The organism is Microcoleus sp. S1D4 (assembly GCF_036700765.1).
Classification (GTDB): Bacteria; Cyanobacteriota; Cyanobacteriia; order Cyanobacteriales; family Microcoleaceae; genus Microcoleus.
Genome location: NZ_JAUBPP010000008.1, coordinates 60,171 through 81,940, shown reverse-complemented (window position 1 = coordinate 81,940; position 21,770 = coordinate 60,171). Strand labels below are relative to the sequence as shown.

Below are 21,770 nucleotides of genomic sequence, written 5' to 3'. Positions count from 1 at the left end.
TACCTGCGTTAATCTGCCTCTATCTGCCTCTATCTGCGGTTAAAAAAAAGAGAATTTCTTAACCGCAGATGACAATGGATGGACGCGGATTCACGCAGATGAAGAACCAAATTTTACCTTAACTTTTTCAGTTTCCTTAAGTGCGATCGCCTCAAATTGTCCACCAACTGTCGCAACTGACTCAAATTTCCCGCTTCGCCGCCATACTTCCACCGCACGTAAGCTTGCGAAACTTCCTCAATTACTTCGGCTTCATCAGTTGCATGGTGGCCGCGCATTGTCTTTGCATATTCCAAAGGCGTTTGAGCTTTCTGCTTGGCAAATCCGCGACTTGCCAAATCCTTCAGCATTTGCTGATAAACCCCCTCCACCGGCGGCAACTTATGCAGCCAGCGGCGGTAGCGCCACTTGCGCCACCCTTGCCAAATTAACCAGCCAATAAACCCAAAGGCGATCGCGCTAATCAACCCAGTAAATAACCCCACCCAACCCCTAGCAAACTGTCCCAGAAACCAACCCAGAATCAAACTGATCCAGCCAATTACAAAACCTATAACTGAATCCAGCCCGCTTCTGAGAGGAGTCGGTAGCCAAGCCGCGATCCACTTCCAAAACGATTCCAGCGCGCTAAAAGTCTGGTTGTCTTCCACCGAAGCCGGAATCAGCGGATAACCGGGAATCGGATTAAAACCAAACCAGCCGTATTTAGGAAAATATACCTCCGTCATCAAGAAAGCGTCGGTATTTTTCACCACATACAAACCAGTAAACGGGTTGAATTCTCCCGTATCGAAACCGCCAGCCACTCGCGCCGGAATCCCGATCGACCTCAGCATAATTGTCAGTACCGTCGAAAAATGGTCGGGGTATCCGCCTGTAACTTTTTTGCCGTCTTGCGTGTTTTGATAGCCAAACAGAAAACCCTCGACTAAATCTTCAGTTTCTTCTAAATAAGGCAAAGCTTTGACAAGTTTGTAATTCGGGTTTTGCTTCAAATATTGAGCTAAGTACAGAGCTTTTTCGTAGGGAGAATCGATCGCCCTGTCCGACTTAGCCACTCTTGTTCTCCCCAACAAGATTTCTTCAGTTTTTTCTCGCACTTTCTGGGCAATTTCTGGCGGCACGTCCAAATAGAATTTGCGAATATTTTTCGGGTAATTAGTACCAGTTTGCCCCAACAAGGAGCGATCGCGAAAAGGTACGTTAGAAATCACCGTATAAGTCAAACCTTCCGCCAACTCCACAGGCGATCGCAAACCTCCCTCCGCATCAATCGCCACTTCCTGCGTCGGAAAATAAAGTTCCTTCGGCTTGTTTAAAGCCGGAATCAAATTTGGTAACTGAGCAAGAATAGTATAACTTTGAATCACCTCTTGAGTGCGGGGCGCATTCGGATAGGGATTCAGATAAAATTGATAAGACCAGCGAGGTCGATTCACCTTAAAAGCGTCGTCGTTGCGCGAAACTTCCCAACCCTGACCGGTATATTTGTCAAAGCCCAACACTCGCCAAAAACCCGCCGCCTGCGATCGCACCCGCATCACCACTTGAGGTTTTAATACCCCCCGCAAATTTTGATTGATGCGCTGGTTGAAACCGTAATAAAAAGTAGAGTCTACCTCTCCTGGCCCTTTGTCTGGGTTTCTCCCCTTCCCTCCGCCAGTTCCTTTTTGATTCCCCCCCCTGACATACCCCGGATTGGTAATGCTGCGCGAGTCAAACTCGCCCTGATATTCAATAGGAGCACTCACGGGAAAAGTCCGCAATTGATAGCCTGGGAGGCGCGGCAAAAACGCAAAAATAGCCAGCCCCAACCCTACAGTTATCAACAACAACAAACTAAAATACTTGGGAGATAAAGTAGCAGCAAATAGCGATAAATTGTTGTTTTTACTTCTACTTTCTGTCGCCGGATTGATGTTTTCTAGCTTCGAGAGTCCCAAGCGCGAGCGGTAATCCAGCACCAAAGTCGGCAGCACTAAAGCCAAAAATACCAACAGCAGCGGCCCAAAAGTCAGCGTTTGACTGATGGTCGCCGCTACACTCAACAAAATCAGCCCGATGACGACCGAATAGCCCAAATCCTTGCGGCGGGGCAAATCGAAACTGTGCAACACTTGAATGTTAATTAACAGTTGCGCCAAAACTAACCGCGTATCGTTTAATTCTCCCACCAAGCGGGTAAAAAAGGCGAACAGCGCCACCAGCATTCCAATAGCTATGCAGAATTTAGCGGCTACATTGCGATCGCGGCGGCGGTACCAACTCCAAGTTGCTCCCACAATACTAACAGGCACAGCCCACAGGTTCAGGCTTTCTTCAGAAGCAACATCAGTAGCCACAATTCCCACAATTACCAACAACTGAACTAGGATTCGCAGCAGTAAAGAATCCTCAGTCACCGGCGGAGGCATTGCCTCTATCCGCTCCCACAGTTTACCCAAAACAGGTATATTTCGCAGGTTATCAGTTGTCATGTGCACCCATCCAACGATTTTAGATTTTAGATTTTAGATTTTAGATTAAATCCACAGATTTATCTGGGTTTTAACTAATATCTAAATCTTATTTCTCTGCCATTCGATTTGAGATTGAATCCACAGATTAACTTCACAGATGAATCTGGGGGCTTTAATTCGTCTCTAATTTTTTTGGCTTTCCGCGACAGAAATCAGCAGATTGTATCTGTTTTTGTGTGAGGTCAAACCGTAGAGTAAAAAACGCAGTTAACTACTCTAATTTTACCTCGATAGTTGCTGTTTTATCCAGCCAAAGTTGGACGAATAGCAAACATCAGAGGTCTAGTATCGAAGTTTTGGAATTTGACTTCTAGGGCATAAGTCTTGTCAGGTTGCGGGTCAAACAACTCCACACTTAAATGCCCGGAATTCGGACGCTGTGCAGTTGCTTCGGCATCTCCTCCCTTGAGTTCCAAACTTCCTCCCCCTGGAAATTCGCACTCAACTCTTAAACACGGCCTTGGTGGTTCTGTGTTGCGGTTAGACAGGTATTGAGCAGAGAGAGTCAGGGAGCCCAAAGCAGTCAGCCACTCCCGCGAAATAGGGGGCTGGTTTACAGGACAATTCAAAGTTAGAGACTCAATGATTTCTCGGGCGGCCAACAACGACATTAGCATTTGTTGATCGATAGTTGCCGCTTCGTAATTCGGTAAATCTTCTACTTCTAAACCTGTAATTCCTCTGGTAGCACCTCTGAGTACGAAACCAGCTAATTGGTTGAGTTCCTCAGACTGGCCCGGAAACAAACTATCTACAGCGCGAACTAATTTCGAGCCTTCCCGCAGCGACGACATTACCAATTGCTGACAAGGTTCTAGCAGTTGAGCAAAAACCCCTTGGGCGATCGGAATTGGCAGGCGACCCCATCTAATATTTTTTAGTTGGGGAGTCCAGAGGTGCAGGGGTGGAACCCATTGGGGGACTGCATCGTCTGGATAGTCGTGTTCGTAGCTCTTGAGTTCTGTTTCCCAGGGGAACAGCGGCGGGTTGGCTTCAATTTCGGATCTAAGCCTTTCTTTTAACAAGGTCTGAAAACGGTCTTGCACGGTCGGTATTTCTCCAATAGTCAGGGGTTGTGCGGGTGAAATGCTCTGCGAACCCACTTGATAGTCCAGCGGGTCTGGTTCGTCCCATTCCCAGTATTCCAGCCCGGAATTCTCTTCTGTTTCGCCCCACTCTTCTGAGGGAAGGGGGTCATTGACGTTTTCCTGCTCTTCGCTAGAGGCATTCGGGATTGGCGCCTGCAATATCCAGTCTAAAAAATGGCGCTCGAAAGCCTCTGCATCCCTGTTCGTTTCGTTATTCATCAGTAGATGCCCCTTCTCCGGAATCTGAACGATTTCGCAATTCCCAGGCAAGTTCCAGCAATTTAAACCACCGTTTCTGTACCTGGGCTACCGTGCTGCCGAGGGTTTGCGCGATCGCTGACTCTGACAGACCTTGTTGTTTCAACTGTAACAAACGCTGTCCCTCTGGGCCAATTTGTTCGCCAAAGGACTGCCACTGAGAAGGCAGCAAACCTAAATTTTTGTCTAAGTCTGCTTCCAGCCACTGGTGAACGAGTTCCCAACGGTGCGACATGGCGAACCTGAGCAAGTGGTACTTGAAGCGCTGCTGCAAATAGTCTCTTTGGCGGGGAGTTATGCCCAGGATCGACTCTATTTCGTTAGTCGGCAAGTCTTGCAAGCGCAGCACGAAGTAATCGGCGCATTCTTCTTGGTTGCGCTCTTTTAAGTAGGCGACTAATTCGTCAATCACGTTTTGCCGCAGAGATTCTGACTCGTCGGCTGGGGGGCGAATTGCAGATGAACCATGTCCGGCCATTGCTTCCCGCACCGAGTGCACGGAGGTGTCGTTCCAAGTTTGGTCAGAATCCCAAGCCCCTCCGTCGGCGGCTTGTTCCATATCTACAGAGGTTTCTTTGGGCTGCTGCTGGGAAAATGTTTTGGCCCGTAAAATAATTAGTTGCTGGCTGCGGTTCCGAGGTAAGGGAATGCGCCGTTTGCCGAAGCGCTCTACAAAGGCCATGTACTCTGCTAGTTCTAAGCGAGTGCGGGGGCTGTAGGTCGGTGGTAGTTGGGTTTCGCGCCGGAAAGCCTTTAAAGCTTCGAGATAAAATCCTTGCAAAAAATCTTTGATCAGTTCTATTCGCGCCTGATAGCTAGACTGCAACTGGGGAGGGGTGATGGAGCGATAGACGATCGCGCTGAGGGTACTGTGCAATTCTACTCGCCCTGGCCCAGATCCTAAATTTTCATAGTGGAGACATTGTTGCAAGCGGTGCCGGGCGAGGCTCTCGGCTGCACCTTCTATATCTCCTGAGTCTTGAATCCGCTGGCTTTCTGTGCATATCCTGGTGACTTCTGCTGCGAGTCGCCCTGCTACATCTTGGCAGTTCTGCTCAGACGCCCGAGTGGACTTTTTTAGTTCGTCTAACAGCAGTTGAAATATGGTTTCCACGCTCTGGCCGATTTCCCGCATGATGGTTGACAGCTCACTTTGAAAGTAGCACACCCTGGGACTTTAAATTTATAATTTTAGATTTTATAGTGGGCAGTGCCGGGTATTTACATACTTTAACCTGCACCTGTTACCCTGAAAATTTGAAACTCAAATCTCTAATTAACTGACTGATGGATTTAGACCAACAGATTGAAGCACTGATCGACAAAGCCCCGCCCGACGGTTCGACGCCACAAATTTTAAAGGCGATCGCCCCGGCGCTGATTTTAATTGCCCAACAGCTACAGCACTTGGAATACTCTATCCTGCAAGCGGTAGACGAAAGTTGGGCGATCGTGGTTTTGAGCAATCTCAAGCAACCGGGACGGGAAAAAAAGGTGATTTATGCTTTTCCCACTCTTGAAGATGCGTCCTCCGCAGCGGCGGCTGGGGGCGATCGCGTCAGGCCCGTGTGTTTGCCTGTTACTCACATTTTATTTCAGATGATCGCCCTCGAAGGTCTAGACAGCATTGTTTTTTTTGAAAATCCCGGTAATCAGGAAGTAGGGACGGAAATCCCTCGCCAGCAAGTGCAGGAATTAATTAACGTTTATTTGCAACAGTACCGATCGGCTTTACAGTCAAATTCTAGCAATCTGCCCCCGGATATCGCATAGTTAGAGATTGGAAATTGGGAGTTAGGAATTGGGACTTGGGACTTGGGAATTGGCAGCCCCAAGCTGGTAACTAATACCCAGTTCCTTCTTCCTTCTTCCTTCTTCCTTCTTCCTTCTTCCGTCTTCCTTCTTCCTGCTAATAAAGTCGGCTCAAAACGTAATCTGCTAAATCTATCAAAGCTTGGCGGGACTCTGAATTGGGCAGCGCTGCCAAGTATTCGACAGCTTTCTGCGCGTGATTTGTTGCTAGTTCGCGCGATCGCACTATGCCTTGAGAATCTGCTACCAATGTCAAAGCCTGTTCTATATCTCCTTCTTGAGCGAACTCGCGTTCTATGAGAACTTCCAAATAAGGCTTTTCTTCTAGGGCAAATAGCGCTGGCGCTGTCAGATTTCCGCCGATCAGATCCGAGCCTGCAGGTTTCCCCAAAGTTTCCGTTGAAGCGGTGAAATCTAATATATCATCTACTATTTGGAATGCCAAACCAATGTGGCGACCGTAGTTATACAAATCTTCTGCTATTTCCGGTGAAACTTCGCTCAAACATCCCGCTGCTTTGGAACTGTTGGCAATTAAAGATGCTGTTTTGTAGTAACTTTTTTCGAGGTACGCTTCGATCGACAAACTGGTGTCAAATCCATTTAGTCCCTGTTGAATTTCCCCCTCTGCTAAATCCATAATCACTTCCGAAAGCAGTTTGACTACTGGCAGGTTGTCCAGATTTGCCAAATGCCACGAAGATTGAGCGAACAGAAAATCTCCCGCCAATACTGCCACTCGGTTGTTAAACCGACTGTGTACCGTCGGTACTCCCCGCCGCAAGTCCGACTCGTCCACCACGTCGTCGTGAACTAGACTGGCCGTGTGAATCATTTCGGTGATTTCCGCGAGGCGGCGGTGTTTTTCTGTGATGGCACCATCGGGCATAGTCGCCTTGGCCATCAACAAGACTATTGCGGGTCTTACCCGTTTTCCCTTTGTGCCGAATAAGTATTCTGCAGCCGCGTACAAGATGGGATGACGGGCACCCACTAACTGTTTTAAGTTTTCTGTCAACAGTCGCAGGTCTTCTTCAACCGAGGAAAATAGGACAGTGCTAGAGATCATGGATACGCCGACTCAAGCCGTAAAGTAACAAAATTTTACATATCATATCTTTATTTTAAGGTAATTCTTTGCAACAGGGAAGAGAAATTTTGGCGATCGCCACTGATTTGCGATCGGTAGCCCGATCGAAGTCACCCGACTACCTCCAGCCAGTAGCCTGCTGCCAGAGCCGTTCCCCCCAATTGTAACGAATTGTTAAGTATATTGTCGAAAAATCTGTAAATCCCAGAAACCCTGTGTTATTATGGGTATTAAGGATTTAAACAATTCTATACATTAAGTACAGGCTGTGATTAATCCAGGCGGGCAGGTAGCTTTCAGGTGCCTGTAAGAATTTCGTATAACCAGCCTTATTAGTCAGATCGCAGCAAAAATTTCTGGGACAGATTTTTAGTTCCTTGGGACTAAAAATTTTCAGAATTTAAGACTAGCGCATCTTATGTGCGCGGTAGCTCAAAGTAGCTAAAGTGGATGGTTTTACGTTGTTTAAGCACCTGTAAAGCAGTAAATCATTATTGACCCCGCCGAAAAACGGAAGCCACCGACAACAGTCGTGGAGAGATCGAACATTTTAGAGGCTAGTGCCTGCTCCGATGATTGATCTGCGAGTGAATCTCAAATCTAAAACCTAAAATCTAAAATCGACAACAGTCGTAGAGAGATCGAACATTTTAGAGGCTAGTGCCTGCTCCAGTGATTCATCTGCGAGTAAATCTTTAATCTAAAACCTAAAATCTAAAATCCACTGACCGGGAACGCCTAAATGTTCCCCCAGCCTTGATATGGAAAAGCAGCCTTCAGAACCAAGTTATTGCCTTGGGTGCTGACTTAATGTCGTAGGTATTGAACTTATCCTTCTCCTCCTCGTCCTTGACTTTTGGTTATCATTATGAATTATCGCGATATTCCTCTAATTATTCCCGTTCTGGCCGCCGGTTATGTCATGACTATTTATGTAGTCCTGATGTTGGTCGAACGCAGCTCTAAAATAACTCGATTGGGCGAGTAGCCCATTGCTCGGCAGCCGAATCCGCGCTCGGAGCAATGGGCTATTGGCTCTGAATTCCGAATACTTAATAATAACCTTGCCTTGAATGCTAGCTCGCAAAGGCAGGGTTCTACCATTTGAGATTAAAGATTAAAGATTTTAGATTTTAGATTTATGAAGAATTGATGAAGCTCGTGGCTTAGCGGTAACAGGCAAGTATCAGAATATTTGGGGCGATCGCTGCGGACACATATCAGCGGCTGCACTAAATCAAGTTTGGATAAATCTGATTCACAATGCTTTACAAGCGATGGACAATTGTGGAGTTTTCAGCATATAGCTGAGAGCTTTAAATCAGAGGATGTTCGTTATCGTCAAATATTCGCAGCAAGGGAATTGGGCCGGAGGTTTTGCCGCGCATATTTGACCCGTTTTTTACCACAAAACCCGCTGGCGAAGGCTCTGGCTTGGGATTGGATATTGTTAAGAAAGTTGTCGAAAAACATTCGGCTAAGATAGAAGTAAGATCGGCGATCGGTCAAAGGACGTTTACTGTGTCAATTTCGATCGCCATTTAGCCCGCTTTGCACCCGAAATTATATGATGTACGACCAAAAATGCAACTTTAGACGGATGTCATTCGATTTTAGAGTTGAGATTTTGAGATTTACTTGCAGTGCCGTGAATCGCCGGAGCAAATACAGGAATCTCAATGTTTTGGCTCTAGATGATATCAAATTCTCTCTTCATCGGAATAGTAAATTCACTGTTGACTGTTAACAGTTAACTGTTAACTGTTAACATCATGTATGAGTGCAACCGGAATTGATATGAGAGAATTGCGTGGCACGGTATCCATTTTTGGGCTGGTTAAAAACATACAAATTTAGGGGCGCGTTCTAAACCGTTATGCGATCGGTGATTGCCAATTGTTAATTTTTTAATGAAAAATGTCAAATCAAAAATGATATTAGACGGATGTTAAACTTCGATCGCAATCGGGCTGTTGACACTGTAAAAGGTCAAATTTTAAATAGTATTAATTGTCGTTTCAGAATAAAGTAAACTTTATAATCCTGCTGCCTCAACCGCCGATCGATCAACTTTCATAATTCCGAGAGCGGGGTAATAAATAAAGCAAATATTTAATTATTATAGTGTCTTAATTGCAGATTATACTTCGATTTCTACCCCTTAATTTGCTTATTTATGTCAACCACAATTTATGATAACCAACACTTGCTCGAACAGGCGATCGACCTCAAACCGCCTGTGCTACCTCCAGACACACCCTTGAAAGTTGCGATCGCCGCCATGACTGAGGCGAGCGCCAGTTGCGTTTTAATCGCGTTTGAGCGGCAACCGATCTGGATTTTGACGGAGCGCGATGTTGTCCAAATAACTGCTAGCGAAATACCCCTAGCAGGGCTGACAATTTCTGAGGTAATGACGCAGCAGGATATTTAGCCGGAATTGTGACCCAAAGTACGCTGCGGCAGGTTTTAGATCCGGTAGAAATGCACAATATCGAGCTTTTACAAGAAACAGTGATCAATAAAATTCAGGAGTTAAAAGAAGTGAACGAACAATTGCAAAAAGAAGCTTTTCTGAGAAGCGAAGTAGAGGAACAACTGCGACTTTTAAATGAAAATTTAGAAGAACAAATTCAACAGCGAACTTTAGAACTAATTAACGCTAACAGTCAGTTAAAGCAGGAAATACAAGACCGCGCCACAGCAGAAGAGGAAGTCCGACGCCTGAACACCGAACTCGAACAGCGAGTGCAAGAGCGCACTGTTCAACTAGCTGCCAGCAACGAAGAATTGCAGCAAAAAATTAGCGAACGCAAATTGCTAGAAGAAAAGTTATATTTTTCTGAAACCAAAGTTCGCGGAATTTTTGAAGCCATGACAGATATCGTTCTCGTACTCGACATTCAGGGCAACATAGAAGTTTTGCCGACCAATACAGCAGCCTTTTCTGATCCTGATTGCGATACAGTCAGCTTGACTATAGAACATTTTTTTGATGAAGATAACCCAGATGATTGGTGGAAGTTAGTTAAGCAAGTATTAGAAACGCAAAAAACCATCAATTTCGACTATAGCTTAACAGTAGCCGATCGCGAAATTTGGTTTTCTGCCTGTATTTCTTTGTTCTCAAAAAATGCTGTAATTTGGGTTGCTCGTAACATCAGCGACCGCAAACTAGCAGAGTCGGCGCTGCACAAAAAAAATGCGGAATTAGCTCATACGCTGCAAGAACTAAAGCGCACTCAGCAAGAACTGATTCAATCAGAAAAAATGGCAGCACTCGGACAGTTAATTGCCGGAGTTGCCCACGAAATCAATTCTCCCTTGGGGGCGATTCGCTCCTCTGTGCAGAACATCGCCGACTTCTGGGGCAGACAATTGCAGCATTTACCGATATTTTTTCAGCAACTATCCCCGGAACGGCAGCAGGATTTCTTTGCCCTACTGCATAAATCAAGCGAGGAAACAGACAGGTTATCTAGTAAAGAAAAACGTCAGTTGAAAAAACTTGTGCAGCGGCAATTAGAATCAGAAGCAATTGACAACGCAGATAGCCTTGCCTGTACATTGTTAGATATTGGTATCTGCAATAACGTAGAACCTTTTTTACCTTTGTTGAAAGACCCCAAAAATCTAAATATTTTACAAATTGCCTACGAATTCGCTACGGTACAAAAAAGCACTAAAAATATTGCTACTGCGACAGATAGGGCTGCAAAAATTGTTTTTGCTTTAAAAAGCTACTCTCGTTACGACCAGTCTGGCTCCAAGGCTATCGCAAATATTACTGACGGCATTGATACCGTTTTAACGCTTTACCACTACCAAATCAAACACGGTGTAGAAGTAGTAAAAAACTATGGTACTGATTTGCCCTTTGTGCTATGCTATCCTGATGAACTAAATCAAGTGTGGACAAACTTGCTTCACAATGCTTTACAAGCGATGGGCAACAAAGGAATTTTAAAAATTGATGTAAAACACCAAAATAAGACAATTTTTGTCAGTATTACCGACAGCGGCAAAGGCATTCCTCCTGAGATTATGCCAAGAATTTTTGAGCCTTTTTTTACGACTAAATCTGCTGGAGAAGGCAGCGGCTTGGGATTGGATATAGTTCACAAAATTATTGAAAAACACCAAGGTAAACTGCAAGTAGAAAGCGTGCCAGGTCAAACCAAGTTTACTGTATCTTTGCCGGTCGAAATCACTGAGTGAAATTAAAAATTCGGCGCAATCTCCCTCTAATTTAAAACTCAAAGATGAGTAAAATTTTATGTCCAAACCAGTAATTCTGTGCGTTGACGATGAAATTGTGGTTTTAAATAGTTTAAAAATTCAACTTAAAAAAGAATTTGGCGATGCTTACCTGTATGAGGTAGCAGAAAATGCCGATGAAGCTATGGAAATTATCGAGGAACTTAGAGAAGAAGATGAAAGCGATATTTTGGTCATAGTATCGGACTGGTTAATGCCCGGTATTAAAGGAGATGAATTTTTAATCCAGGTTCACCAAAAATATCCCAAAATTGTGAAAGTTATGCTGACAGGTCAAGCCGACGAAGTTGCAATAGAACGGGTAAAAAAACAAGCGAACTTGCACCGATGTTTGTATAAGCCGTGGGATGGCCAAGAATTAGTAGAAACTATAAAATCTGGTTTGGCAAAAATATGAACAATAAACCTGTGATTATTTGCGTGGATGACGAACCGATAATTCTTGAAAGTTTGAAAATCGAGTTAAAAAAAGCTCTGGGAGAAGAACATTTATTAGAAATTGCTGAAGGGGGCGAAGATGCTTTAGAGTTAATAGATGAATTGCTGGCAGAGGGCAGCGAAATTGTCGCAGTAATTTCGGACTATCTGATGCCGAATATTAAAGGGGACGAATTGCTGAAGCAAATTCACAAAATTTTGCCTAAAACCATCAAAATTATGCTGACGGGACAAGCAGACCTCGAAGCAGTGGCGAATACTATTAAATATGCTAAGTTGTACCGCTATATATCGAAGCCTTGGCAGTCAGAAGATTTGAAGTTGACCGTAAAAGAAGCGGTCAACAGCTATTTTATGGAGAAGCAATTAGCGGAACAAAATGCTCAACTCCAAACGCTGAATCAAGAATTAGAAACTTTAGTGGAGGAACGGACTGCACAACTGCGCTTGTCTGAGGAAAAGTTTGCTAAAGCTTTTCGTTCTTCTCCTAACCCGATTACTATTACCCGATTTCAAGATGGTAGTTATTTAGAAATTAATGAGGCATTTTGCCAGACTATCGGTTATTCAGCAGCAGAGATTCTAGATCGCACGGCGCTCGATTTTAATATTTGGAAAAGTATAGAATCCCGGTCAAAGTTGTTTGAAATGTTAGGAGAACAACAAATTGTTCGCAACTACGAATTTGATTGGTACACTAAAACTGGGGAACTCAGAACTGGATTGCTGTCTGCTGAAATCATTGAAATTCATGGCGAAACTTGCGTGATTTCTGTGATTCAAGATATTAGCGATCGCAAATTGGCAGAAGAAAAACTCCGCGCTTTAGCGGCTTCTTTAGCAGCAGCACAAAGAATCGCCCGCCTCGGCAATTGGGAATGCGATTTCTCTGCTAATACAACTACTTGGTCGGAAGAATTATCTCAAGTTTTTGGTCTCGATTCAACCCGGGCTGCGCCAACAGTAGCTGAGTTTTCGCAATACGTGCATCCCGACGATCGACAAAAATGGCAAACAACGATCGACGCTGCTATTGCTAGCGGACAATGCTACAGTCTGGAATTTAGAATTGTGCGGCCTGAAGCGACAATTGGTGCGGATAATTTCCCGTCAGAAACAAGTGAAGGCGGCTTCATCCGCTACATCGAATCCAGAGGAGAACCAGTGGTCAACGAACAAGGGCAACTGATAAAACTCTTCACAACTTTGATGGACATTACTGCCCGCAAGCTGGCAGAAAGAGCTCTAGCAGAGAGCGAAGAAAAATACCGCCATTTAGTTGAAACTTCCCAAGATATTATCTGGTCTTGCGATGCCCAAGGACACATTACTTTTGTGAACCAAGCAGTCAAACAAATCTACGGTTACGAAGCTGAAGAAATGCTCGGATGTTCTTTTGGCGATTTCTTGGCACCCGGACAAATAGACTGGAACAGGGAACTGCAGCAGCGCTTGTTGACGGGAGATGATGTGTTTCAGTACGAAAGTATAGTAATAGGAAAAGATAGCCGATCGATCGATGTCAATACAAAGGCGATCGCGCGATTGGACGCAGACGGAAATATCAGCGGTACAACAGGAACAGCCAGCGATATTACTGAGCGCAAACAAGCAGAAACAGCCCTGAAAAAAGCCAAAGAAGAAGCCGACAGAGCCAACAAGGCAAAAAGCGAATTCCTCTCGAATATGAGCCACGAATTGCGAACTCCCCTCAACGCAATTCTCGGTTTCACCCAACTGCTTGCCCGTGCGGAAGTCCTCGATGCCGACCAAAAGCAATACTTAGGAATTATTAGCCGCAGCGGGGAACATTTACTGGATCTGATCAACAATATTCTGCAAATGTCAAAAATTGAAGTCGGGCTGGTGACAGTTAATAACAGCACCTTTGATTTGCACAGAATGTTAAGAAACACTGAAGAGATGCTGAAGCTGCCAGCCGAAAAAAAAAGCTTGCAGTTAATTTTTGATTCGACTCCAGACTTACCTCAATATGTAGAAACGGATGAAAGCAAGTTGCGCCAAGTATTGATTAATATGGTAGGAAATGCGATCAAGTTTACGGCGGAAGGCGGTGTTAATTTGAGGGTCAAACATGAGCTGCTGTCAGACAAAAATCGCGGAGAGATTCCGCCGAGTGACAATTGCTGCTTGCAATTTGAAGTTGAAGACACGGGTGCGGGAATTTCGGCCCAAGAAATGGATAATTTGTTTAAACCTTTTGTGCAAACAGAAAGCGGGAGAAAAGCTCAAGAAGGAACTGGTTTAGGCTTGCCGATCAGCCAACAGTTCGTGCAGTTAATGGGAGGACAAATGACGGTGACAAGCAGTGTCGGTAACGGCAGTATTTTTAGATTTGATGTTAAAGTTTCGCTACCAAATGCAGTGAAAATTCAGGTGGCTCAAACAGCACGTTTGGTTGTGGGGCTGGAACCGGGACAGCCGGAATATCGGATTTTAGCTGTTGACGATCGCCTGGAAAGCCGCTTGCTGTTAGTCAGAATGCTGGCATCGCTTGGTTTTGCGGTGCGGGACGCTGAAAATGGGGTTGAAGCTGTGTCCGTGTGGTCGAGTTGGGCACCTCATTTGATTTGGATGGATATGCGGATGCCGGTGATGGACGGCTACGAAGCTACCAAACAAATTAAAGCGCATTTGAAAGGTCAAGCAACGGTGATTATTGCTCTGACGGCGAGTGCTTTTGATGAGGAGCGATCGATGATTTTGTCTGCTGGTTGCGATGATTTTGTGGCGAAGCCTTTTCGGGAGCAAGTGATTCTGGAAAAGATGGCTAAGTATCTGGGAGTTCGCTATATTTACGATCGAGAAGCTTCGCCGAGTTCGGATGCTGTCGCACCCGGTGACGTTTGGGCATCTGAAACTGCTGATGTACCTTTTACGCTGAATGCTTCATTGTTTGAAGGGATGCCGGCCCAATGGGTTGATAAATTGTACGCTGCGGCGGATGCGGTTGATAACGAGGAGATTTTTCGACTGCTGTCGTCGATTCCTGCGATTAATCTTGGTTTCAGCAGGGCGATCGCCGATTTGGCGAATAACTTCCGGTGCGATCGGATTATTGATTTGATTGAGGAGTTTAGAAATCTTTGAAGGAAGTTAGACAAACGAACAATGTACGGGATATAACGGATGTAACGGATTTAACGGAGGTCAGTTGAAGTTCGAGGTTCTAGGGGACAGAGGCGGGTTAGGGATGATTGATGATTTAGGTCGATCGACTATTTAAGTCTGGAACGTAGAGCCTAATTATGTATGGTTTGTCCGGGTGTACTTTCTCGCTATAATTGGCGCGTCCAACTACTTTTTAACCCGAGTCCTATCCGCTTATAAAAACTTGGTTTTTTAGGTTAGTATTCGTAAGTTTTGTAAACACAAAAGCAGGTGATTCACGAGCAAGTGCTACAATAACAATTTCATCTATTTTCATAATTTTAGTAATTTTAAATTTAACAACAAATAGCATCAATGATCGGAAATCAAACAGAAGAGAATAAAGGCAACATATTAATTGTTGATGACACCCCAGAAAATTTGCAAGTTTTATCAGCCACCCTGTCGGATGGGGGGTACAAAGTCCGGGGCGTAATCAACGGCAAAATGGCAATTAGAGCCGCGCGCTCGGGTTCTCCAGACTTGATTTTACTTGACATTAAAATGCCGGAAATGGACGGCTACGAAGTTTGCACGCAGCTCAAAGCCGATCCGAAGACAGCAGAAATTCCCGTTATTTTTATCAGCGCTTTAGATGAAGTATTGGACAAAGTAACCGCCTTTCAAGTTGGAGGGGTAGATTACATCACAAAACCCTTTCAAATAGAAGAAGTTTTAGCGCGGATCGAACACCAACTGACTATCCAAAGACTAAAAAGACAATTGCTCGATCGCAATACCGAACTCCAACAAGAAATAATAGAACGCAAAAAAGCCGAAGAAGCCGCAGCCGCTGCATCCCTAGCAAAAAGTCAATTTGTTGCCAACATGAACCACGAATTGCGGACTCCCCTGAATGCCATCCTGGGTTTCACCCAAGTCATGAGCCGCGACTCTTTACTGAGCCACGAAAATCTCGAAAATCTCCGAATTATTAACCGCAGCGGTCAACATTTGCTGGAACTAATTAACGATGTTTTAGACTTGTCGAAAATAGAAGCCGGGATAATTGGCTTAGACGAACGCAGCTTTGACCTTTATCAACTCCTCGACACTCTCGAAGATATGTTTCAAATCAAAGCTGAAACCAAAAATTTCCAACTGAGATTTTCCGTGGAGACCGATGTTCCCCAATATATAAAAACTGACGAAAAAAAGCTGCGCGTCTGCTTGATCAATCTGTTGGGAAATGCCATGAAATTTACGGAAAACGGCGGCAGCATTTGGCTGCGAGCGAGGGTGGAAGACAAGCACCATCCCGCAGCATCAGAAATTTCTCCTAGTTCTAGCAGCGCCGAACAATATTTAATTTTATTTGAAGTAGAAGATACGGGAGTTGGCATAGCAGCAGCAGAAATTGATACTTTATTTGATGCTTTCGTGCAAACAGAAGCTGGCAAAAAAGCGGTTGATGGTACGGGATTGGGTTTGACAATTACTAAAAAATTTGTAGAAATAATGGGCGGAGAGATTGGGGTAGAAAGTGTTTTAGGCGAGGGAACCAGTTTTAAATTCAACATCCGAGTATTTGCTGCTATTTCGTCGGAAATAACAGTCGCGACTTTGCAGCGGGTAATCGGAGTGGAACCAGATAGACCAGTTTATCGGATTTTAGCAGTTGACGACAATCAAGAAAATCGGCTGCTGCTGGTAAAAATACTGCAACCAATTGGTTTTGAAGTCCGAGAAGCCGAAAACGGCTTCCAAGCTGTTGAACTTTGGGAAAGTTGGCAGCCGGATTTAATTTGGCTGGATACGCGAATGCCAGTAATGGACGGTTTTGAAGCTGTCAAAAAAATTAGAGCTAAAGAGGAACCAACTAAGCCGCGAACTGTAATTATTGCTTTGACTGCTAGCACTTTTGAGGAAAGAAAAGGCGAAATTATTGCCGCAGGTTGCGACGATTTTGTGCGGAAACCTTTTCAAGAACAAATCCTTTTTGATAAGATGGCTTGCTACTTGGGAGTGCGCTATATCTATCAAGAGTTGCCCCGACTGGAAGCGGGGGCTTGGCGGCGTTATTTTGCCAGCGAAAAACCCGATTCATTTTTCCTGCCACTGCTGGCCCAGATGCCTGGAAGTTGGGTGCAGGAACTCTACGGCGCAGCTAATGATGTTAATGAAGAGCTGGCGATTCAAATTGTCGATCGCATTTCTGAAAGTCATCCAACTTTAGCTGAGGCTTTAAAAGATTTGCTTGTCGATTACCGGCTCGACAGGATAATGGATTTAACTCAATCGAGTTTAAAATAAATGGATAAAAGCCAAATTAAAATATTGGTGGTAGACGACCAACCGAGCAATCTGCGGTTCTTATCTCAACTACTAACAGCCCAGGGATATCAAGTTTATCGAGCTATTTGCGGTCAACTGGCGTTGAATTCTGCGATCGCCCATTGCCCCGATTTAATTTTACTCGACATTAGAATGCCAGAAATGAACGGTTATGAAGTTTGTCGCCGACTGAAATCGACAGCGGAAACCGCACAAATTCCGGTGATTTTTTTAAGCGTACTAGATGATATTAACGATAAATTACAAGCTTTTCGAGTTGGTGGCGCGGACTATATTGCCAAACCATTTCAAATAGAAGAAGTTTTAGCACGCATCGACAAGCAAGTCAGCTTGCAAAAACTGCAACAGCAACTCAAAGAGCAAAATGCTCAACTGCAACAGTCGCAATCGCTGCTTGCTAGCATCTTAAATAGTTCCTTAGACGGTGTGGTGGCTTATTCTGCTGTCCGCAACAATCAGGGAAATATTGTGGATTTCCTGTGGCTGTTAGTCAACCGTGCTGCTGAACAAATTTCGGATGTGCCATTAAATGAGATAGTTGGCAAGTATTTGTTGGTAGAAATTGCCGAAATTCGTAATAGCAAGTTATTTAATTTGTACGTTTCTGTAGTAGAAACAGGAGAAACTGTAGACCAAGAATTTTATTACGAATGCGAGCGAAATTCAGGTGTTTGGCTGCACCTTGTCGCGGTCAAATTAAACGATGGTCTGGCAGTAACATTTCGCAATATAACCGATCGCAAAAAAGCCGAAATTGCCCTGCGAGAAAGCGAAGAACGCTTCCGCGCAATCTTCGAGCAAGCGGCAGTCGGTATAGCGAAAACTGCGCTGTGCGGTCAATTTATCCGGGTGAATCCCGGCTTTTGTCAAATTGTCCGCTATACAGAATCGGAATTGTTGCAGCTTCATTGGCGGGCAATTACTGATCCCGATGACATCGAAGCTGACACGGAATACGTGCGCTTGCTGTTGTCCGGGGAGATGCAAACTTTTTCTCTGGAAAAGCGTTTGCTCTGCAAAGATGGGGAAGTGCGCTGGGCGAACGTTACTGTTTCGACAATCCGCGATGCTGAGGGGACGGCGCAGTATTTGATTTGTGCGATCGAGGATATTTCCGAGCGCAAGCGGGTACAAGAATTGCTCCAAGCGAGTTTAGAGACTCAAACCCGCTATGCTGAAGAATTAACTCGTTCTAATGCCGAACTCGAACAGTTTGCTTACGTGGCTTCTCACGATTTGCAAGCGCCTTTGAGCACGATTGCCGGCTATGCTAAACTATTAGAAAAGCGCTTTCAAAACCAACTCGATCCCCAAGCAATTAAATTTCTCGACAATATTGTTAATTCTTGCCTGCGGATGCAGGTGCTGATTGATGCTTTGCTAGAGTATTCGCGGGTTAGTCGCAGTCAGAAACGTTTCGATTTAATTGATTGTAATCTGGTTTTTGATGATGCTTGCGCTAATTTACAGTTGGCGATCCGCCAGAATCAAGCTTCTGTAACTAGGGGCGATTTGCCAAGGATCGCAGGTGACTGTTTTCAACTACTGCAACTGTTTCAAAATTTAATTGGCAATGCCATTAAATACTGCAGCCACAGGGTGCCGGTGGTACAGGTGGGCGCTTTGCGTCAGGGGGATAACTGGGTGTTTTGGGTGCAGGACAACGGTATTGGTATTGCCGAAGAGCACTATCCGCGAATTTTTCAGATTTTTCAGCGCTTGCACGCGCAAAAAGAATATTCTGGAACCGGTATCGGTTTAGCGATTTGTCAAAGAATTGTCGATCGCCACGGTGGAAGCCTTTGGGTAGAATCAGAACCGGGTCGAGGCTCGACTTTTTATTTTTCTTTTCCTGTAGCTAAGTGAAGTCAGGAGTCCCCCTGCTGTCATCAACCATTTGAGATTTGAGATTTGAGATTGGGGAATTGGGGCATTGCGAATTGGGAATAGGTGTCCGGGCTTGGATCGCGGGCCTAGAGTTGGATGGTTTTTTGAAACTGGTTTTACTGGAATTTTAAATAACTTTATCTTGTCTTTACACAAATGCTGGTAAAAGAGTAGCATATTCACTGATGACATCGAGTTCAAAATCTATCACGATCAATATATTAGCTCGATCCTTATACAACTTAACAATCAGCGGTGCGTGCAAGACTTGTCAGTTTATTTCAAATTTATCCCGAGCATCTTGCTTTGGGATGCAGTCGTTTCCCTAGTAATTCGCAGACTAGCATTTGTGATGTCTTGGCAGTTGGCCTGTTCTCGGACAGAGTGCCAAGTGAAACAAGCCGAATTCGCAAAGCTTGGCGCATTATGCAAAGTCTCAAATTGTTGCAACATAATGGCAATTTTTTCAGCTTGGTTGGCCGGATGAGGACTAGAGATGCTTTGCAGGCGATCGGACACCGCTCCAAGTCCCCCTACTTCACAAAATTTCTTGGTGGTGAGGTAAAGTCGTGAATTATAACAATAAAAGCTTTACTCTTCTAATAGCCAACGATGACGAGGACACGCGCTTTTTGATGCAGGAAGCAATGCGAGAAGTGCGATTAACAATTAAAATAAAATTTGTGGAAAATGGAGAACAAGTGCTAGACTATTTGTACGGTCGCGGTGAATATGCTGGTATCAGCAATTGGCACCAGCCAGACTTGATACTTTTGGATCTGAATATGCCGAGGCTAGACGGGCGAGAAACACTAACTTCGATCAGAGCTGACCCGGATTTACAACAAATTCCGGTGGTGATTCTCACAACGTCGCACCGCAGCGGAGATATCTTGCTTTGCTATAGCTTGGGTGCTAATTCTTTCATATCTAAACCAGTCACTTTTGAAGGATTGGTTGAAGTAATGAAGACTTTATGTAAGTATTGGTTTGAAATTGTTTCGCTCCCGCGTCGGGATCTGTAAGCTTTAATTGACGTTGAGATGGATAGTGTGATTGTAGGCTACATTTGATAGACCGACATATTGCAGGGTAAGTATAGATTTCAAAACAAAAAAGTTTCATTCAACCCGCTGCGAACGCTATAGTTGTGTTAACACGTCATCAATGTCTGAAAATTTTGTTGGTTGAGGATGACCTCGCAGATGCGACGCTGATTGAAGACCTTTTAGGGTCATTCAGCGAGTCTCTGTTTTGCCTTCAAACTGTTAAGTCTCTGGAGAAAGGACTGGCGTGTTTAGAAGCAGAAAAATTTGATGCAATACTGTTGGATTTGTCAGTGTCAGACAGCTTGGGAGGAAGGCAGGATATTGCCATTTTGAAAGCCCGATCGCCCACAGTGGCGGTGGTGGTGCTGACGGATATCAATGATGATAATACGGCGCTGTCGCTATTGCGATCGGGGGCTCAAGATTGTTTGGTGAAGGGAAGATTTCACAGAACTCTGCTGGTGCGGGCGATCCATTACGCGATCGAACGCCAGCAAGTCGAAGAACAATTGCGACAACAAGCTCTCCGGGAGCGGCTGTTGGGACAAATGATCCAACATATTCGATCGTCAATAGACGGGGCAAGCATTCTTCAAAGTACCGTCGCAGAAGTGCGCCAATTTCTGAAAACAGACCGCGTTTTAATTTATCGCTGTCACGATTGGGCTTCTCAACTCGACGAGGAAGAACAACAAGGTGCGATCGCCGCAGGTGATGGTTTGCCATTGGGTTATATTGAAAATCAAAATATTAGTGCTGCAATGGCGGTGTCATGCTTTGTTTTGGTCGAATCTCAGTCGGTACAAGCAATAGCAGATGTCAGCGCTGCCGAATTGTCTGGCAGTTACAAAGAGTTGCTGGCAGATTGTGAAATTGCAGCAGTTTTAAGCGTGCCAATTTGGCAATCGAGCGACTGGGAAACGGCAAATAACAGACTAGAAGGCACTTTTTGGGAAGCAGAAAAGACACCAGATGCAGTGGAAGATTATATCTCTTGGCAGGCTGCTCAACCGCAGGCGCAGGGTTCTAGTACGCCGGATTTGAGGAGTGAAAATTGCAATAAATTGTGGGGAATGCTGACAGCATACAATTGCAGTGGTATGAGGGAATGGCAGCAGTGGGAAATAGATTTTTTACAGCACTTAGCAAATCAAGTGGCGATCGCGATCGAACAATCTCAACTTTACCGCCAGCTCGCAATAGCCAATCAAAAATTGCAGCAACTGGCAACTACTGACGGACTGACGGGCATTGCCAACCGCCGCCAGTTCGATCGCGTTTTGATATTGGAGTGGCGCAGATTGGCAAGAGAGGAACTGCCGCTTTCTTTAATTATGTTGGACATCGACTTTTTTAAACTTTACAACGAGTTTTACGGCCACGTCGGCGGCGACGATTGTTTGCGCCAAGTTGCCAGCGCGATCGCCTCTTCTAGCAAGCGGGCTGGGGATTTTGCCGCCCGCTACGGTGGCGAAGAATTTGCCGTAGTGCTGCCCAATACCAGCGTCGAAGGGGCAAACGTTGTCGCCCGGAAAATTTGCGACGATATTGCCAGTTTGAAATTGCCTCACGCGCGATCGCCGATCGGCCCTTATCTTACCCTCAGTTGCGGAATTGCCACAGCGATGCCTGATTCGCAGGAATCTCCCTACACCTTAATTCGCAGCGCTGACAGCGCCCTTTTTCAAGCTAAAACTGAAGGTAAAAATCGCATTTGTCACGCTAGCAGCAAGTCGGAATCTACGCCGATTTTGATGTGAGGGAAGAGGGAAGAAGGAAGAGGGAAGAATGAACAAGGAAGAGGGAAGAAGGAAGAAGGAAGAAGGAAGAGGGCATAAGGAAGAATAACATTGAATTGAATTGTATACTTTGATTGATATATCTA

14 protein-coding genes are annotated in these 21,770 nt (G+C 44.9%); 10 read left to right on the top strand and 4 right to left on the bottom strand.

The window, feature by feature from the left end; translation table 11 throughout:
* Positions 1-113: 113 nt before the first annotated feature.
* The 3 genes from QT998_RS10700 to hetZ all read right to left on the bottom strand — a co-directional run bounded on the left by QT998_RS10700 (position 114) and on the right by hetZ (position 5,000).
* Positions 114-2,477, bottom strand: a complete 2,364-nt coding sequence (locus tag QT998_RS10700) for a DUF3488 and DUF4129 domain-containing transglutaminase family protein (RefSeq protein ID WP_333089459.1) — start codon at positions 2,475-2,477, stop codon at positions 114-116.
* Positions 2,478-2,761: 284 nt separating this feature from the next.
* Positions 2,762-3,826, bottom strand: coding sequence for a hypothetical protein (locus tag QT998_RS10695; protein ID WP_333089460.1), 1,065 nt, complete (start codon positions 3,824-3,826; stop codon positions 2,762-2,764).
* The gene (hetZ, locus tag QT998_RS10690; RefSeq protein ID WP_333089529.1) at positions 3,819-5,000 is read right to left on the bottom strand and encodes a heterocyst differentiation protein HetZ; all 1,182 of its coding nucleotides are present in this window, start codon (positions 4,998-5,000) and stop codon (positions 3,819-3,821) included. The genes QT998_RS10695 and hetZ overlap by 8 nt, the downstream gene beginning before the upstream one ends.
* A gap of 152 nt (positions 5,001-5,152) precedes the next feature.
* Here hetZ and QT998_RS10685 point away from each other — a divergent pair, with 152 nt between their 5' ends.
* Positions 5,153-5,638 (top strand): hypothetical protein, encoded by a 486-nt coding sequence (locus QT998_RS10685; protein ID WP_194065836.1) that lies wholly within the window; start codon positions 5,153-5,155, stop codon positions 5,636-5,638.
* 136 nt (positions 5,639-5,774) lie between these two features.
* On the opposite strand, the gene sds is transcribed toward QT998_RS10685, so the two are convergent.
* Positions 5,775-6,746, bottom strand: a complete 972-nt coding sequence (sds, locus tag QT998_RS10680) for a solanesyl diphosphate synthase (RefSeq protein ID WP_333114544.1) — start codon at positions 6,744-6,746, stop codon at positions 5,775-5,777.
* Between the two features lie 1,398 nt (positions 6,747-8,144).
* On the opposite strand from sds, the gene QT998_RS10675 reads away from it, so the two are divergent.
* From QT998_RS10675 to QT998_RS10635, 9 genes are all read left to right on the top strand, one after another.
* A complete protein-coding gene (locus tag QT998_RS10675) occupies positions 8,145-8,312 on the top strand; it encodes an ATP-binding protein (RefSeq protein ID WP_333089463.1) in 168 nt (55 codons plus the stop codon).
* A gap of 631 nt (positions 8,313-8,943) precedes the next feature.
* Positions 8,944-9,201, top strand: coding sequence for a hypothetical protein (locus QT998_RS10670; protein ID WP_333089465.1), 258 nt, complete (start codon positions 8,944-8,946; stop codon positions 9,199-9,201).
* An 8-nt stretch (positions 9,202-9,209) separates the two neighbouring features.
* Entirely contained in the window at positions 9,210-10,985 is a 1,776-nt protein-coding gene (locus QT998_RS10665; RefSeq protein ID WP_333089467.1) for an ATP-binding protein, read from the top strand.
* 58 nt (positions 10,986-11,043) lie between these two features.
* Complete coding sequence (locus QT998_RS10660; RefSeq protein WP_194008497.1) at positions 11,044-11,442, top strand: response regulator; 399 nt, start codon at positions 11,044-11,046, stop codon at positions 11,440-11,442.
* Positions 11,439-14,594 (top strand): PAS domain S-box protein, encoded by a 3,156-nt coding sequence (locus QT998_RS10655; protein WP_333089470.1) that lies wholly within the window; start codon positions 11,439-11,441, stop codon positions 14,592-14,594. The genes QT998_RS10660 and QT998_RS10655 overlap by 4 nt, the downstream gene beginning before the upstream one ends.
* A 375-nt stretch (positions 14,595-14,969) precedes the next feature.
* Entirely contained in the window at positions 14,970-16,907 is a 1,938-nt protein-coding gene (locus QT998_RS10650; RefSeq protein WP_333114540.1) for an ATP-binding response regulator, read from the top strand.
* Complete coding sequence (locus QT998_RS10645) at positions 16,908-18,815, top strand: PAS domain S-box protein (protein WP_333089473.1); 1,908 nt, start codon at positions 16,908-16,910, stop codon at positions 18,813-18,815.
* 590 nt (positions 18,816-19,405) lie between these two features.
* A complete protein-coding gene (locus QT998_RS10640; protein ID WP_194065847.1) occupies positions 19,406-19,861 on the top strand; it encodes a response regulator in 456 nt (151 codons plus the stop codon).
* 125 nt (positions 19,862-19,986) lie between these two features.
* Positions 19,987-21,645, top strand: coding sequence for a diguanylate cyclase domain-containing protein (locus tag QT998_RS10635; RefSeq protein ID WP_333114537.1), 1,659 nt, complete (start codon positions 19,987-19,989; stop codon positions 21,643-21,645).
* The last annotated feature ends 125 nt before the right edge of the window (positions 21,646-21,770 follow it).